This is a genomic window from Mesobacillus sp. S13 (assembly GCF_020422885.1).
GTDB classification, from domain to species: domain Bacteria; phylum Bacillota; class Bacilli; order Bacillales; family Cytobacillaceae; genus Mesobacillus; species Mesobacillus selenatarsenatis_A.
Genome location: NZ_CP084622.1, coordinates 1,694,753 through 1,710,323, shown reverse-complemented (window position 1 = coordinate 1,710,323; position 15,571 = coordinate 1,694,753). Strand labels below are relative to the sequence as shown.

Genomic DNA, 15,571 nt, shown 5'->3' with positions numbered 1-15,571 from the left:
TGCAGCAGGACACATTGAATGCCTGTTGCAAATCCGTTTCCTTCTCAGCCTCACGGGACTGTCTTTAAAGGACTTATTAAACTATAGTCATCTTAAAATAGATGTTGAACTTTGTCAACGGTTTTCTCTTAGTTCGTTTAAAAGCATGACAAAGTACTCAGGCAGCGGAGCTTCAAACTCCAGATACTCACCTGTCCTTGGATGATCGAAACCAAGCAGTCCGGCATGCAAAGCCTGTCCGCCAAGATCGAGCGTCTTTTTCGGGCCATATTTCGGATCTCCTGCCAAAGGATAACCAATGTATTTCATATGAACACGAATTTGGTGCGTCCTGCCAGTTTCAAGCTGGCACTCAACAAAGGTAAAGTCCTTGAACCTTTCAAGAACATTAAAATGTGTGACGGCATGCTTGCCATTATCGACTACTGTCATGCTCTGGCGGTCTTTTTGATCGCGCCCAAGCGGAGCATCGATCGTACCATGGTCATGCTGGATATTCCCATGGACGAGTGCCTTGTATTTTCGAGTAACACTTTTGGCTACAAGCTGGTTTACCAGGCTTTCATGAGCCATATCATTCTTTGCCACCATCAGGAGTCCGGAAGTATCCTTATCAATCCTATGGACAATTCCAGGGCGAAGTATGCCATTTATGCCTGATAAGTCTTTGCAATGAGCCATAAGCCCGTTAACTAGTGTCCCAGACATATGTCCAGGTGCGGGATGGACGACCATACCCTTAGGCTTGTTCACAACAAGGACATCTGCATCCTCATAAAAAATCTCAAGATCCATTTCCTCAGGAATGACATCCAATACTTCAGGATCTGGGATGCTGATTTCAAGCTTGTCATTCAAACCACATTTATAATTCGTTTTGATTTGTGCACCATTAACAAGAACGTTCCCATCCTTGATCCATTGCTGGACCTGACTCCTCGACCAATCTGCGTCGAGTGTCGAAACGACTTTATCTATTCTGTCACCAGCCTGTTCCTCACTGATGATGTGTTCCATTTTCTCCATAAGCTTTTCTTTTCGCCTCTCTCTCTTCCCTGATCATGTCAATCATCAATAATCCTACACCGACTACCAGCGCAGAATCCGCGATATTGAAGATCGGGAAATCGTATCCAAAAATATAGGTGTTGATGAAATCCACCACTTCTTTTCGGTATACCCTGTCGATAAAATTCCCAATCGCCCCGCCCAGCATAAAGCCAAGCGAAACACCAAGCAGCAGCTTGCCTTTAGCTGCTTTTTGAATATAAATGACAAGGCCAATAATAACTATCACAGTGATGACATAGAAGAACCACATTTGTCCCTGCAGGATTCCCCACGCAGCACCACGGTTACGGTGCGAAGTGATATAAAAGATATTCTCTATGACCTTTATGCTCTCCCCAAGCTCCATGTTTTTGACAATCAGCCATTTTGTAACCTGGTCAAGCAAGATAACAAACAGTGCAATTATGTAATAAAACACAAAGGTAACCTCCACATCCACAGCAATTCATTACCTTTGCATTTTAGCACATATCCCGAAAAGCGCAAGCGCCTTGGTCAGCCCCGACAAGCGCTGAAGGCCCTGACAGTGAAGTCGGTCTTGACTTCATTGGCAGGACCGAAGCGACTCGAGGGGCTAGGCGCTGGAGCTGGACAATCCTCAAATTGCTAATTAGGCTTTCATATTTTTCATTAGTACGACAGATTTACTGACATTAAAGGTGGTAAAACCTCAAGAACAGAGGAATTTAATTCATATTGGCTGTATTGGATCCTGAAAACGATCTGTCCAATTGGTTTATTGGGGTAAAATATTTTTTATTGGCGATATTGAACTGTTTATTGGCGATTTTAGATTTTTATTGGCGATATAGACTGTTTATTGGCGAAAACCAATTTTTATTGGCGAGTTGGAAATTTTCATTGATTTTTTCCAGCCACTGCAGTTATCAAAATAATTCTTGCCGTAGAACTGTTCAAAACTTATGAATAAATCGGCTTTCGGTAGTATTGCTCCATATCGTCCAATTCGACAGCAGATTTCGCGGTAGGAATTGACTGCAAGAATTCATATGGCAAATATTCACCGGATATTTCACATTTTCCATACTCGCCATTTTCCATCTTTTCCAGTGCTGCTTCGATATCGCGAAGCTCATCTTTTATATAATGTAAAATTCTTTCGTCTTTCTGTCCGTAATTCAGGTACGTTAACAATTCTGTTCTCGTTTCGCGGAGCTCATTGTAAATGTAATCGAGATTACTTTGCATATATCTGCCCCCGTTCCTGTTTACAGCTATTATTTCCCGAAACATTTTACTGACTCAATTAAACATTTTACATGTACTGCAGGATTTCCCAAGCATAGAAAAAACTCCGGGCATAAACCCGGAGTCTCATTTTAGCGTATTAGTAATTCTCTTTGACTACAGTTGCACATCGCTCACAAAGTGTTGGATGCTCTTCGACTTTTCCGACCTCTGGTGTAACAACCCAACATCTTTCACATGTTTCACCTTCAGCCTTTGTAACAACAATCGCAGTATTTTCAAGCTTAATTGCGTTGTCAGGAGCCTGGTCATAGCTTCCAGCCACTTCGAATCCTGATACAATGAATAGCTGGCTTAAGTTTTCAGAGATAGAATCCAGAAGCTCTTTTGTGCTGTCATTGACATATAGAGATACCTTTGCTGTCAGCGATTTGCCGATCACTTTTGAGTTTCTCGCTTCTTCAAGTGCCTTAAGGACATCATCACGGAGCTTCATGAAGGCATTCCATTTATTTTCAAGCGCTTCTGCATTTTCGATTTCTTTCGCTTCAGGCATATCTGTCAGCTGGACGCTGTCTTCTTTAGCTGAAGGAATGAATCCCCAAACCTCATCAGCAGTGTGAGAAAGGATAGGTGCAGTGAGCTTAACCAACGCAAGCAGGCTCTCATGCAATACAGTCTGGATTGCGCGGCGATCAGAATGATTGGCTGCTTCGATGTAAAGGACATCCTTTGCAAAATCAAGATAGAACGAACTTAAGTCAAGCGTACAGAAGTTGTTGACTGCATGGTAGACACCTGCGAATTCGTAATTGTCATATGCATTGCGAACATATTTGATCAATTTGTTCAGCTTCACAAGCATGAACTGGTCAACTTCACGCAGCTGTTCGAATGGAACTGCATCTGTTTCAGGATTGAAATCAGAAAGATTTCCAAGCAAGAACCTGAACGTGTTGCGGATTTTACGGTATACTTCAGCAACCTGCTTAAGAATCGCATCAGAAACACGTACATCTGACTGATAATCGACGGAAGCAACCCATAGACGCAGGATATCTGCACCCAACTGATTCATGACCTTTGCAGGGACGACAACGTTACCGATTGATTTACTCATCTTGCGGCCTTCGCCATCAAGTGCGAAACCATGACTCAGTACACCTTTGTAAGGAGCTTTCCCTGTTACAGCAACTCCTGTTGATAACGAAGAGTTGAACCAGCCTCGATATTGGTCAGATCCTTCCAAATAAAGGTCTGCCGGGCGCTGAAGATCATCACGCTCTACAAGCACTGCCTGGTGAGATGAACCTGAGTCGAACCAAACGTCCATGATGTCTGTTTCTTTTGTAAACTGGCCATTAGGGCTGCCAGGATGACTGAAGCCTTCAGGAAGCAATTCCTTCGCTTCCTTTTCAAACCAGATATTTGATCCATGCTCACGGAAAAGGTTTGAAACATGTTCGATTGTTTCATCCGTGATGATTTCCTGGCCGTTCTCAGCGTAGAATACAGGAATTGGAACGCCCCATGCACGCTGACGGGAAATACACCAGTCACCACGGTCACGGACCATATTGAACAGTCTAGTTTCACCCCATGCCGGAACCCATTTTGTCTCTTCAACCGCTTTTAGCAATTCACCGCGGAAATCTTTGATGGACGCGAACCACTGTGCTGTTGCACGGAAGATAACAGGTTTCTTTGTTCTCCAATCATGCGGATAGGAGTGAGTGATGAAGCTTAGCTTCAGCAAGGCACCTGCTTCTTCTAGCTTTTCTGTGATTGGCTTGTTTGCCTGATCATAGAACAAACCTTCAAAACCTTCAGCTTCTGCTGTCATAACTCCTTTGTCATCGACAGGGCATAAAACTTCAAGTCCATACCTCTGGCCAACATGGAAGTCATCTTCCCCGTGTCCAGGAGCAGTATGGACACATCCTGTACCAGCATCGGTCGTTACATGGTCACCTAGCATGACAAGGGAATCGCGACCGTACAATGGATGCTTCGCGAGTACTCCTTCAAGCTCCTTACCAGCAACTTTATTAACGATCGAAGAATTTTCCCAGCCGATTTCATTCGTAACAGCCTCAAGTAATTCTTCAGCTACAAGGAATTTCCTTCCGTCAGCTTCTACTACAACATATGTCAATTCAGGATGTACGGAGATGCCAAGATTTGCTGGGATCGTCCATGGAGTAGTCGTCCAGATGACGATTTCAACATCCTGGTCAAGAACTCCCTTGCCGTCTTTTACAGGGAAGCCAACGTAGATGGAAGCAGAACGCTTATCCTGATACTCGATTTCAGCTTCAGCCAGGGCAGATTCACTTGATGGAGACCAGTAAACAGGCTTTTTGCCTTTATAGATGTATCCCTTTTTCGCCATATCGCCGAATACCTTGATTTGTTGTGCTTCATATTCTGGCTTCAAAGTGATATAAGGGTTTTCCCAGTCACCGCGAACACCCAAACGTTTGAACTGCTCACGCTGATTGTCGATTTGCTGGTAAGCATACTCTTCACACAGCTTCCTGAACTCTGCTACTGTCATTTCCTTGCGTTTTACACCTTTGTTCGTCAATGCTTGCTCGATCGGCAATCCATGAGTGTCCCAGCCAGGTACATATGGCGAGCAAAAACCGCTCATTGATTTATAACGAACGATAAAATCTTTGAGGATTTTATTCAGAGCGTGACCCATATGGATATCACCGTTTGCGTACGGAGGTCCATCATGCAGGATGAACAGCGGGCGATCTGCCGTGTGTTTTTGAACCTTTTCATAAATATTCATTTCTTCCCATTTTGCCTGGATTTCAGGTTCCCTGTTCGGAAGGTTTCCGCGCATCGGGAACTCGGTCTTCGGCATGAGCAAAGTGTCTTTGTACTCCATTCTATTGATCCTCCTATTTTTACCATTGCAACCATGAAAGAAAACGATTTGGGAAAATAAAAAAAACCTCCTCATCCCTGAAAAGGGACGAGAAGGTTTATATTCCCGCGGTACCACCCTAAATAGACATGACATGATCATCCTGTCCTCTTAGCATTCTTAACGCGAATGTCACGCCTGCACTTACTGATCCTTCCTGGATGTTCAGTTCGGAACTATCGGGTGATTTTCTGGCAATCCTCTTGTAATGGGCTTCCACCTTCCCCATTTCGCTGAAAACAAGCATCTGGAACGCCATACTGTCCCTGTCATCGTTTCTTTCATCTATTGCACTTTGTTATGAAATTATATGCGAAACAGCGTGCCTGCGTCAAGCCAGTGAGTCTTCTTCTTCTCTGGCTGTCGCTTTTAATTCTGTTGAATCCAATTCATATTCAAGAAGGTGATCCCAATCATCTGTATTCAGCATATCAAGCTGCGCTTCGATCAGCATCTTGAATCTTGTCCTGAATACTTTAGATTGCTTCTTTAACTCTTCGATTTCCAAAGCGATTTTACGTGCTTTGGATAAGGATTCGTTGATGATCCTGTCAGCGTTCTTTTCTGCTTCTTTGATGATCAGCTTAGCTTCCTTTTGTGCGTTGCGACGTACTTCTTCGCCAGCTTCCTGTGCGATCACAATTGATTTATTCAATGTTTCTTCTATATTTGTAAAATGGCCAAGCCTTGAATTCATTTCATTCAGCTTTTCTTCAAGCTCTTTTTTCTCTCGGATAAGTAGTTCATAGTCCTTGATCACATTGTCAAGAAACTCATTTACTTCATCTTCATCATACCCGCGAAATCCCTTATTAAATTCTTTGTTGTGTATATCTAACGGCGTTAAAGGCATGACGCCACCTCCCATTAAGTTATAATCCTTTATGTACTTAAAGCTATGATTCGACAAATAAACTAAAAATCCTTCTTCTATACTATATAATTATTTTTTTCTCCCGGCAATAACCCGGTATTTATCTTTTTTTGTTTTTCCTTCAATTGTGATAATTTTTGCACGCCCGTATCCTCGTGCGGAGATGACATCCCCTTCACCGCATTCAAATGCCGTATTTTCAATCGCTGTCCAATTAACCTTTACCTGGCCGTGCTGGATGAGCAGCTGGGATTTTTGCCTTGATAGATTAAATAGAGCGGACATGACAGTATCAAGTCTCATCGAGGATACGGTGGTGGTCATTTCACTCCATTCCTCAGCAATTCCCGCTGCTTTTTCAAGCGGGAGCTCGGACAATGAAATCGAGGCTCTGCCAATCGATTCTAACTGTAACCGGATATAATCGGCGACTTCCTCAGCTGCGAAAAACTGCACATCGTCTCCTTCAATCAGGATATCTCCAAATTTTCCACGTTTCAAACCGAGTGACATCAGGCTGCCTAAGACTTGACGGTGTTCAATATTCACAAACTTCTTTGCATAATCGATCCCAAATAGCTTCACCTGGAAATCCTCATCTTTAGCTTCCAGGTACTCTGGAAAAAGAAATGCCCGCTTTCTTTCGGTCCCCGGAGCACCGCCAAACAGCTCCCATTTCACATCATTATGCTTCCCAATGACTGTGGCCAGGATCTGCTGTTCACGAGGATCCAAAAAATCAGTCAGTTTCGGAGCATAATTTTGCTCAACATATTCTTTCCAGTTAATCACCTGGTCAATAAATTCCCGTTCCTCTGGACGGAAATGCTGGTAGATACTCATTACAGTACTCCTTTTTGTTGCTTTGATATAAGAAAAGCGGAAGCGCCTTGGTCAGCCCCGACAAGCGCTGGAGGGCCTGGCAGTGAAGTCGTTCTTTGACTTCATTGGCAGGACCGAAGCGTCTCGAGGGGCTAGGCGCTGGAGCTGGACAATTCTCTAAGTTGAAATGATATAAGATCTGAAATTATAAAAACAAACAGGGTCTGATCCAGACCCTGCAACATAAGAATTATCCAAATTAAAACCATGCAGCCAGCTGATATAAGCCTGAGACAGCAAAGCGCAATACAAGGAACGCAACGATTGGCGAAATATCAATCATACCGATTGAGGGAACAATCCTGCGGAAAGGCTCCAGGAATGGTTCGCAAATACGTGCTAAAAATTGTCCGATTGCCGTTTCCCTTGCATTAGGGAACCATGACATGAAAATATAAATAATCAGGGCCCACTGATAAAGACTGACTAATTGTGCTATTATGCCTATTACTAAATCCATCTAATCTACCACCTCGACTCTTGGTAATCCCGCTCCTGCATCAGTTCAGAAATATTCCCTGTTACTTCCACATTATCCGGGGTACATAAAAAGATATTCATGCCGATCCGCTGGATATCACCGCTGATCGCATAAACTGTTCCACTGAGGAAATCAACGATTCGCCTTGCCTGATCCTGTTCAATACGTTGCAGGTTCACAACGACAGCCCGCCGATTTTTCAAATGATCGGCAATTTCCTGTGCTTCCGCATACATCCTAGGCTCCATCAGGATTACCTTGGATGATTTTTGCACACTCTGTAGGCTTACCACATTCTGCTTTTGCTGGACAGGCTGTTTATTGGGCTTGAAGGGTTCAGCTTCTTCCTCGAGCATTTCCTCATCATTATAGTCATATTCATCTTCCAGGAAAAAAAATGTCTTAATTTTTGATTTTAAGCTCATATTATTGCACCTCCGATTCATTCCCAACCAATGCAGTGCCAATGCGCACCATTGTGGATCCTTCTTCAACAGCTATTCTAAAATCATTTGACATCCCCATTGACAATTCAGTACATGGTGCATTTTCCAGCTGCAGCGCTTGTATTTCAACTTGGAGCTTTTTCATCGTCCTGAAACAATCCCTGATGACCTGCTCGTCTTCAGTGTATGGAGCCATTGTCATCAGTCCGCTCACTTCAATATTTTGATACTGTTCTAATTCTTGAACAAAACCAGTAACATCATCCGGCCTCAATCCATGCTTGCTCTCTTCACCGGATGCATTGACCTGAATCAGGCATTTCACCCTTGAATGGGCACGCTTATTGATTTCCTTTGCCAGCGAGAGCCTGTCCAGCGAGTGAATATATGTAACATATTCGATGATGTTCTTTACTTTTCTTGTTTGCAATGATCCGATAAAATGCCAAACAGGCTTGTCCTGCAATTGGCTGATTTTATGAAGCAATCCCTCATCCCTGTTTTCACCGAGATGGATTACACCGGCGTTAATCGCTTCTTGTGCCCTTTCAGGAGACACATATTTCGTCACCGCGATGATTTTCACCTCGTCAGGGCTGCGGCCCACATCCCAACAGGTATCTGCTATTTGACTCTGGATAACCTCCAGATTTCCTTTTACGTTCATTATGGATGGCTATCCTCCTTCCAGCCGATATACGCCATCATGCGGCCAGCATTTCCCTTGTCCCGTCTATGCGAATAGAAATGCTCGCTATGGCAGCTTGTGCAATAATCGGTAACCTGTATATTCCCGTCTGATACTCCTGCTTTTAACAGGATCTGTCGGTTCAATTCCTTTAAATCGAGAGAATATTGCCCTTCACTAACTTGATTATATGGTAATTTATCGACACCATCTAGTATATTTTTCACTAAATTGATGACTCTCTCATCAACAATATAACATTTTTTGCATATTGATGGGCCAATTACGGCAGAAATTTTTTCCGTTTTTGCTCCATTTTGCTGAAATTTGCTGATCATCTCGGCGGCGATGCCATGTACCGTACCCTTCCATCCAGCATGAGCGACTCCAATCAGCCTGGTCTCTGGTTCAATAAAATAAAGAGGTACGCAGTCTGCGTAACAAAGTGTCAAGAGGATTCCTTGCTCGTTTGTCAAAAAACCATCCGTTTCTGCAAAAGAAGAATCATAATTCGTTGAACCTCTTCCTTGATCCGATTTTTCGACCCTGGCAATATGGATGTCATGAGTTTGTTCTGCTCCAACCCAGCCGGAGAGAGGGAATGCGATTTGATCGGCCAGCAGGCGACGATTTTCGCAAACCGCATTCTGTTCGTCTCCAACATGAAAACCGAAATTCAGACCGGTGAAAGCATCCTGATTGCTTACACCGCCATTTTTTGTTGTGAACCCCACTTCAAGTCCAGGAAAACGTTCCATCCATTCTTTTATCACAAAGTATTCCTGACTTTTTAAGCTGAATGGCTCCATGGCTTTATACCTCACCTGTTTTTTGTCTAGTTTATCATATACAAGCTGCAGTATAACAGTATGACGGCCTTACTCATCACTTTCATTATGCTGGAGATACTCCCCGCTGTCTTTGTACCGGACCAAGATGACGTCCTCACCTATTTTCAGGATATTCCTCCAGGGAATGACAACTTCATCTTCCTTACCGAAGAATCCAAGCACCTTACCTGAACTTCCAATGACAACCGCTTCAATTTTACCCGTATTCAAATTGATCTCAAAATCCTCTATATTACCAAGCCTTTTGCCATCCGAAACATTCACGACATCTTTAACTTGAAATTCTGTTACCTTAACCATACAGATCCCTCCGGATTTCACTTTGGTAGGTGTTAGCCCTTTTATAAATTATATGATGGGGAAACAGATGTATGATTTCTTCAGTCATTCCCTCTTTCAGCGTAAGTGCCATGGTATGGATTGTACCCCGTAAAAATGAAAAAGCTGCCAAATAGGCAGCTTAACTTTGAATATTCTTATTCATTTGTTTGATCGCCGCTTTTTCGAGGCGGGACACCTGGGCTTGTGAGATGCCGATCTCATCAGCCACCTCCATTTGCGTCTTACCTTGGAAGAACCTCTTTCTTAGGATCAATTTTTCACGCTCATTCAAGCGTCTCATCCCTTCTTTCAGGGCAATCTCCTCTATCCAGTTCGTATCCTTATTTCGTTCATCACTTAGCTGGTCCATCACATAGATTGGATCACCGCCGTCATTATAAATCGGCTCGAACAAGGAGACGGGATCTTGGATGGCATCGAGGGCGAAAACAATTTCTTCGTGTGGCACTTCAAGTACCTTGGCAATTTCCTCTGCAGTCGGCTCCCTAGATGCTTCACTCATTAGCTTTTCTCGCACTTGGAGAGCCTTGTAAGCTATATCCCTTAATGAACGGGAAACTCTTATTGGATTATTGTCTCTTAAATAGCGTCTAATTTCGCCGATGATCATCGGGACGGCATAGGTGGAAAACTTAACATTCTGTCCGAGATCGAAATTATCGATGGATTTCATAAGGCCAATACATCCGACCTGGAATAGGTCGTCAACAAACTCGCCCCGGTTATTAAAACGCTGGATTACACTTAAAACAAGCCTCAGGTTCCCATTCACAAGTTTCTCTCTTGCTGTGATGTCACCGCTTTGCATTTCTCTGAACAATTTTCTCATTTCCTCGTTTTTTAGAACGGGAAGCTTTGATGTATCAACACCGCAAATTTCAACTTTGTTTCGTGTCAATCTTTTCCCTCCTCACAGGAGCTGCTGTCAAAAATCAGTATCTCCGCAAGAAGGAAAAATATGCACTATTTACCGGAAGCCTGGATTGGTTTCAGGAAGAATACTCCAGTTAAACCGCTGATTTATCACGGTTATCAAGAAGAAAAATATTTTCTTGAAAATTTTTCTGCTATACCATTTTATTGAATTCTTTACGTAAACGTTTGATGATTCTCTTTTCAAGACGTGAAATGTAGGACTGTGAAATACCCAGCATATCCGCCACATCCTTCTGTGTCTTCTCCTCGCCGCTGCCAAGTCCGAAACGCAATTCCATGATTTGCTTTTCACGGTCGGAAAGCTGTTGCAGCGCTTTAACCAGCAGTTTTTTATCTACATTGGACTCAAGGTCCTTTGTGATTATATCATCATCTGTTCCAAGAACATCGGACAAAAGAAGTTCATTTCCATCCCAGTCAATATTCAGGGGCTCATCAAAGGAAACTTCTGAGCGAAGTTTATTATTCCTTCGCAGATACATGAGGATCTCATTTTCAATACATCTGGACGCATAGGTTGCCAGCTTGATTTTCTTCTCAGGGTTAAAGGTATTCACCGCTTTAATCAAACCGATGGTTCCAATACTGATTAAATCTTCAATATTGATGCCTGTGTTTTCAAATTTTCGCGCGATGTAGACGACCAGTCTCAGATTCCTTTCAATCAAGATCGACCTCGCTGCTTTATCCCCATTTGGAAGTTTATTCAACAGCACTTCTTCTTCTTCTTTCGTTAAAGGAGGTGGCAACGCTTCGCTACCGCCGATATAATATATTTCATCTGTTTTCAAGCCTAGTTTCATTAATAATTTATACCAGTAATAGGATATCCGAAGCCGCAAATTTTTCATTGATTGTCCTCCTTCTAAATTATGTATTTCTGAGTATAGTAATATTAACTTACCTTCACACCCTGCTCTGTCTTTGCCATTCCTGCCAGCATCTTAGGGTGAATAATGCATTGGAAACTGCCATCAGCCGATAATTCTTGAGCAGTAAAAGATACCAATCCTTTCTCAGCAATAAAAGTACTTTCGTTTGTCGCGATCTTAATGTTGTCAGGTTGAAAGGCAATGATTAATTGATGTTCTTGTCCGACAACCTTACATGGTATAATTCTCATTCGATTTTCCAGCTGAGGCGAAAAATTCCCATCTCCTGTTAAAACGCTGTCGGGATTTTCCGCAATCCTTTTGATTTCACTCGGCATATGATCCAAACAATTTGCAATGGATAAAATCATGACCGGCATTTTGGAAATAGGATCATAAAGTTGGTTGCCACTGTCGATTAGCCCTTTTACGCTGAAATCCATCTCCATGAACTTCACCTCCACATCTGCCAGTGATTCATACTGAATCTTGGTCATTTCGAATTGTTCAATATTCCTCTTCGAAAAATGCCAGGCGAGCGGGAAGCCGAGCAATACAAACAACCAGCTGATTGGATCGCCAAACCCTTTAATATGATTCATGGCTACATTCGATGCCAGGTCCATATCAAATTGGATAAAGTAATGTACCCCTGTCAAAGTTCCCCCCAATAGAAAGGTCGTTACATAAAAGGTCATGAGCGACTTAATGAAGAAACGGAATCCTTTATATCCAAAGGCTGCCAGGACCATCATGATTGAAAAGATCAGCTTACCTACCGGGTGACCCGCAGCAGCATGAAACGGAGTAATACTTAATATAATGAGCAATGAACCAATAGCCCCTCCCAAAGCCAATCGCCAAATCTTAACCTGTCTTTTCAGGATAATGGCGGTCAGGTATAGAAGGAATGCATCAAATAATAGATTCAAAGCCCAGATGACATCCAGATAGACCTTCACCTCTCATCCCCCTAAGAAAAGCCCGGTGCGCTGAGCGAGATTCCAATATTCCGTTCACTGCAAAGGGTGCAAACATTCAATTTTTCAAGTGCTGACCCTTTTAAACTGCTGATGGTATACAAAAAACAAACTGGGTCCAAGCGATCACCGCACAAGCGCACTTTCTATACGGTTTGCTTTTGTTCTATCATTCCGTTACGGAAAAGTATATCGTCATTGGGCTATGAAGTGTGTCACATTCTGGCAACAAAACAACAGAGATTTTCACTTTTACCTTCGGATTTTGTCAATTTTCAGATTTTTCCCAAAGATAAAAATGAAGCTGGTTTAATAGGAGCCCAAGGTTTTTCCCGGACAGCCACAAAGAATATTGTTTAATAGTTTATTGAACAACATAAAAAGGGCATAGCCGGTTCGGCTAAGCCCTATAAAGTAAAATTTTATCGTCTTCTATTGCGATTGCGCAGGAATGTAGGAATATCAAGAGCATCGTCACCCTGTGGTGCCTGATTGCTTCTTGGTGCTTCCTGCTGGATTTCTTCACGTTTTGGCTGTTCGCGCTTGATAGCACCCATACCTGGCTTTTGCTGCCCGCCAAAACCTGGTCTTGTCGGCTTAGGCTGGACGACTTCCTCATTGAAGCCTGTTGCAATCACCGTAACGATAATTTCATCTTTTAAGTTTTCATTAATAACGGAACCAAAGATCATGTTCACATCCTGATCTGAAGCAGAAGCGACAATATCAGCAGCTTCCTGAACTTCATAAAGGCTCAAATTCGTTCCGCCTGTGATATTCATCAGAACACCCTGTGCTCCGTCAAGAGATGTTTCAAGCAATGGTGAAGAAATTGCCTTTTTAGCGGCTTCAGTAGCACGGTTTTCCCCTGAAGCTACCCCAATGCCCATCAATGCTGAACCTTTATTTGACATGATAGTTTTTACGTCAGCGAAGTCAAGGTTGATCAAACCAGGTGTAGCGATCAAGTCTGAAATACCCTGGACACCCTGGCGAAGAACATTATCCGCTTCACGGAAAGCTTCCAGCATCGGAGTGCTCTTATCAACAATCTCAAGCAAGCGGTCATTTGGAATGACGATTAATGTGTCTACCGCTTCCTTCATTGCACCTATTCCACCGCCAGCTTGTCCAGCACGCTTGCGTCCCTCAAATGTAAATGGACGAGTAACTACACCCACTGTTAAAGCTCCGAGGTCCTTCGCGATTTGAGCGATAACTGGAGCTGCCCCAGTACCCGTTCCTCCGCCCATACCGGCAGTAACAAATACCATGTCAGCGCCTTTTAGCACTTCCTCAATTTGTTCTTTGCTTTCTTCGGCCGCTTTCTTGCCGACCTCAGGATTGGCGCCAGCGCCTAGACCACGCGTTAGTTTCGCACCGATTTGCATTCTGATTTCAGCTTTTGAAAGGTTCAATGCTTGTGCGTCTGTGTTGACCGCGATGAATTCAACGCCTTGTACGCCGTGTTCGATCATTCGGTTAACCGCATTATTTCCGCCGCCGCCAACACCGATAACTTTTATAGTAGCAAGTGAATCTAAATTCGTATCAAATTCCAACATGACAAATCCTCCTAATTCGCCGACTTCCTGTTAGCTCTGATTATTCAAAAAAGTAGCCAAGAAATTTCTTCATTCTTGAGGTGACTTTTTCTTCAGGCTGTTTCTCAGGCTTCGATTTTGGATGCGGCTGTTTTTGAACTCTCTTTTCTTTCGGTTCGATTTCACTGAAAGCTGCTTCCATTTTCTTTCCTTTTAATTTCGCGTTCTTATATGCAAATTGGATTAATCCGACCGCTGTCGTGTACTGTGGTTCTCTTACACCAATATAGTCCGGAATCGCAATTCTTACCCGGCTTTGGAAAATATCCTGGGCAAGCTCCAATACTCCCTGCATATTTGCTGTTCCACCTGTTAGGACAAAACCGCCTGGCAAGTCCCTTATGTTCATCTGTTTCAATTCATCCTGGACAAGGGAGAAGATTTCTTCCATTCTTGCCTCGATGATATCGGCTACTTCCAGCTGATTGAACTGCTGCTGCTGGTCACTGCCAATGATTGAAACCTCGAATAATTCTTCTTCTGATGCATGGTCATAAAAGGCATGTCCATGCTTCAATTTCAACTTATCCGCTTCTTCTGTTGTCGTACGCAAACCGATCGATAAGTCCTTAGTGATATGGTCTCCTCCAACCGGAATGACAGATGTCCCTCTTAAGTGACCATTCTCGAAAACAGCGACTGTGCTCGAACCGCCGCCGATATCAATCATTGCGACACCCATATTCTTTTCATCCTTTGAAAGCGCGAATGCACCCGCGGCTAAAGGCTGCAGGCCGATATCCACGATCTCAAGTCCCGCACGCTCAACACAACGAAGAGTATTATGTAAGATTGTCTTTGACCCAGTAATGATCGTACCTTCCATTTCAAGCCTTACACCGATCATGCCTCTTGGATCATTGATCTCATCAAGACCGTCCACGATAAATTGCTTTGGAATCACGTCTATTATCTCACGCTCAGGCGGGATCGATACCACCTGTGCAGCATCAATGACTCTCGCTACATCCTCATTTGAGATCTCGCGATTGTCGCTGGAAACCGCAACCACGCCATGACATGGCAATAGGGAAACATGATTGCCGGTGACCCCTACGATCACCTGGTTAATCTTCAAACCTATCATTCTTTCAGCTTGTTCAATTGCCCTTTTAATAGAATGAACGGTTTCATCTATATCAACAATAGAGCCCTTTCTTAACCCTTCGGACTTCACATTGCCAACACCAATTATATTTAAAGTGTCATTGACCATTTCCCCAATGATTACCTTCACACTGGATGTACCGATGTCAAGACTGACATATATATCATTGCTGTTCATTCTGTGGCACCTCCTTCAACAATTCCTAATGTTTGAACAACAATTCCTTGCCCTACTTAATTGCGTTTCATTTTTTAATTACATTACTTTATTCGTCACAATTAAATATTTC

The 15,571-nt window shown here is 43.1% G+C and carries 16 protein-coding genes and 1 other annotated feature; all 16 genes read right to left on the bottom strand.

What is annotated here, in order from left to right; translation table 11 throughout:
* Window positions 1–114 precede the first annotated feature (114 nt).
* Entirely contained in the window at window positions 115–1,026 is a 912-nt protein-coding gene (locus LGO15_RS08560; RefSeq protein WP_226087330.1) for an RluA family pseudouridine synthase, read from the bottom strand.
* Window positions 998–1,489, bottom strand: a complete 492-nt coding sequence (gene lspA / locus LGO15_RS08555; protein ID WP_167831810.1) for a signal peptidase II — start codon at window positions 1,487–1,489, stop codon at window positions 998–1,000. The genes LGO15_RS08560 and lspA overlap by 29 nt, the downstream gene beginning before the upstream one ends.
* 503 nt (window positions 1,490–1,992) lie before the next feature.
* Window positions 1,993–2,280 carry a TraR/DksA C4-type zinc finger protein gene (locus tag LGO15_RS08550; RefSeq protein ID WP_226087329.1) on the bottom strand — a complete coding sequence of 96 codons (288 nt, stop codon included), beginning with the start codon at window positions 2,278–2,280 and terminating at the stop codon, window positions 1,993–1,995.
* A gap of 139 nt (window positions 2,281–2,419) precedes the next feature.
* Complete coding sequence (ileS, locus tag LGO15_RS08545) at window positions 2,420–5,179, bottom strand: isoleucine--tRNA ligase (protein WP_226087328.1); 2,760 nt, start codon at window positions 5,177–5,179, stop codon at window positions 2,420–2,422.
* A gap of 80 nt (window positions 5,180–5,259) precedes the next feature.
* Window positions 5,260–5,500: a binding site (T-box leader), on the bottom strand.
* Between the two features lie 49 nt (window positions 5,501–5,549).
* Window positions 5,550–6,071, bottom strand: coding sequence for a DivIVA domain-containing protein (locus LGO15_RS08540; protein WP_167831813.1), 522 nt, complete (start codon window positions 6,069–6,071; stop codon window positions 5,550–5,552).
* A 90-nt stretch (window positions 6,072–6,161) separates the two neighbouring features.
* Complete coding sequence (locus LGO15_RS08535; protein WP_226087327.1) at window positions 6,162–6,935, bottom strand: YlmH family RNA-binding protein; 774 nt, start codon at window positions 6,933–6,935, stop codon at window positions 6,162–6,164.
* Window positions 6,936–7,173: 238 nt separating this feature from the next.
* A complete protein-coding gene (locus LGO15_RS08530; RefSeq protein WP_167831815.1) occupies window positions 7,174–7,434 on the bottom strand; it encodes a YggT family protein in 261 nt (86 codons plus the stop codon).
* Window positions 7,435–7,439: 5 nt separating this feature from the next.
* Window positions 7,440–7,880, bottom strand: a complete 441-nt coding sequence (locus tag LGO15_RS08525; protein WP_102262124.1) for a cell division protein SepF — start codon at window positions 7,878–7,880, stop codon at window positions 7,440–7,442.
* Window position 7,881: 1 nt separating this feature from the next.
* On the bottom strand, window positions 7,882–8,568 hold the full coding sequence (locus LGO15_RS08520; RefSeq protein ID WP_226087326.1) for a YggS family pyridoxal phosphate-dependent enzyme: 687 nt from the start codon (window positions 8,566–8,568) through the stop codon (window positions 7,882–7,884).
* Entirely contained in the window at window positions 8,568–9,398 is an 831-nt protein-coding gene (gene pgeF, locus LGO15_RS08515; RefSeq protein ID WP_167831817.1) for a peptidoglycan editing factor PgeF, read from the bottom strand. Before pgeF ends, LGO15_RS08520 begins: the two co-directional genes overlap by 1 nt.
* Window positions 9,399–9,467: 69 nt before the next feature.
* Window positions 9,468–9,740, bottom strand: coding sequence for a YlmC/YmxH family sporulation protein (locus LGO15_RS08510; protein ID WP_167831818.1), 273 nt, complete (start codon window positions 9,738–9,740; stop codon window positions 9,468–9,470).
* Window positions 9,741–9,900: 160 nt separating this feature from the next.
* Window positions 9,901–10,680 (bottom strand): RNA polymerase sporulation sigma factor SigG, encoded by a 780-nt coding sequence (sigG, locus tag LGO15_RS08505; RefSeq protein WP_144474803.1) that lies wholly within the window; start codon window positions 10,678–10,680, stop codon window positions 9,901–9,903.
* A gap of 169 nt (window positions 10,681–10,849) precedes the next feature.
* Window positions 10,850–11,569 carry an RNA polymerase sporulation sigma factor SigE gene (sigE, locus tag LGO15_RS08500; RefSeq protein WP_041966016.1) on the bottom strand — a complete coding sequence of 240 codons (720 nt, stop codon included), beginning with the start codon at window positions 11,567–11,569 and terminating at the stop codon, window positions 10,850–10,852.
* A 44-nt stretch (window positions 11,570–11,613) separates the two neighbouring features.
* On the bottom strand, window positions 11,614–12,552 hold the full coding sequence (gene spoIIGA / locus LGO15_RS08495; protein ID WP_167831819.1) for a sigma-E processing peptidase SpoIIGA: 939 nt from the start codon (window positions 12,550–12,552) through the stop codon (window positions 11,614–11,616).
* 440 nt (window positions 12,553–12,992) lie between these two features.
* Window positions 12,993–14,135 carry a cell division protein FtsZ gene (ftsZ, locus tag LGO15_RS08490; RefSeq protein ID WP_167831820.1) on the bottom strand — a complete coding sequence of 381 codons (1,143 nt, stop codon included), beginning with the start codon at window positions 14,133–14,135 and terminating at the stop codon, window positions 12,993–12,995.
* Between the two features lie 40 nt (window positions 14,136–14,175).
* Window positions 14,176–15,459: a cell division protein FtsA gene (gene ftsA / locus LGO15_RS08485; protein ID WP_167831821.1), complete on the bottom strand. Its 1,284-nt coding sequence runs from the start codon at window positions 15,457–15,459 to the stop codon at window positions 14,176–14,178.
* Window positions 15,460–15,571: the final 112 nt, after the last annotated feature.

Coding starts and splice junctions, on each gene's coding strand:
- LGO15_RS08550 (WP_226087329.1), bottom strand. CDS start 2,280: ATGCAAAGTAATCTCGATTACATTTACAATGAGCTCCGCGAAACGAGA.
- LGO15_RS08525 (WP_102262124.1), bottom strand. CDS start 7,880: ATGAGCTTAAAATCAAAAATTAAGACATTTTTTTTCCTGGAAGATGAA.
- ftsA (WP_167831821.1), bottom strand. CDS start 15,459: ATGAACAGCAATGATATATATGTCAGTCTTGACATCGGTACATCCAGT.
- LGO15_RS08530 (WP_167831815.1), bottom strand. CDS start 7,434: ATGGATTTAGTAATAGGCATAATAGCACAATTAGTCAGTCTTTATCAG.
- LGO15_RS08535 (WP_226087327.1), bottom strand. CDS start 6,935: ATGAGTATCTACCAGCATTTCCGTCCAGAGGAACGGGAATTTATTGAC.
- LGO15_RS08560 (WP_226087330.1), bottom strand. CDS start 1,026: ATGGAGAAAATGGAACACATCATCAGTGAGGAACAGGCTGGTGACAGA.
- sigE (WP_041966016.1), bottom strand. CDS start 11,569: ATGAAAAATTTGCGGCTTCGGATATCCTATTACTGGTATAAATTATTA.
- LGO15_RS08540 (WP_167831813.1), bottom strand. CDS start 6,071: ATGCCTTTAACGCCGTTAGATATACACAACAAAGAATTTAATAAGGGA.
- LGO15_RS08510 (WP_167831818.1), bottom strand. CDS start 9,740: ATGGTTAAGGTAACAGAATTTCAAGTTAAAGATGTCGTGAATGTTTCG.
- LGO15_RS08520 (WP_226087326.1), bottom strand. CDS start 8,568: ATGAACGTAAAAGGAAATCTGGAGGTTATCCAGAGTCAAATAGCAGAT.
- ileS (WP_226087328.1), bottom strand. CDS start 5,179: ATGGAGTACAAAGACACTTTGCTCATGCCGAAGACCGAGTTCCCGATG.
- pgeF (WP_167831817.1), bottom strand. CDS start 9,398: ATGGAGCCATTCAGCTTAAAAAGTCAGGAATACTTTGTGATAAAAGAA.
- ftsZ (WP_167831820.1), bottom strand. CDS start 14,135: ATGTTGGAATTTGATACGAATTTAGATTCACTTGCTACTATAAAAGTT.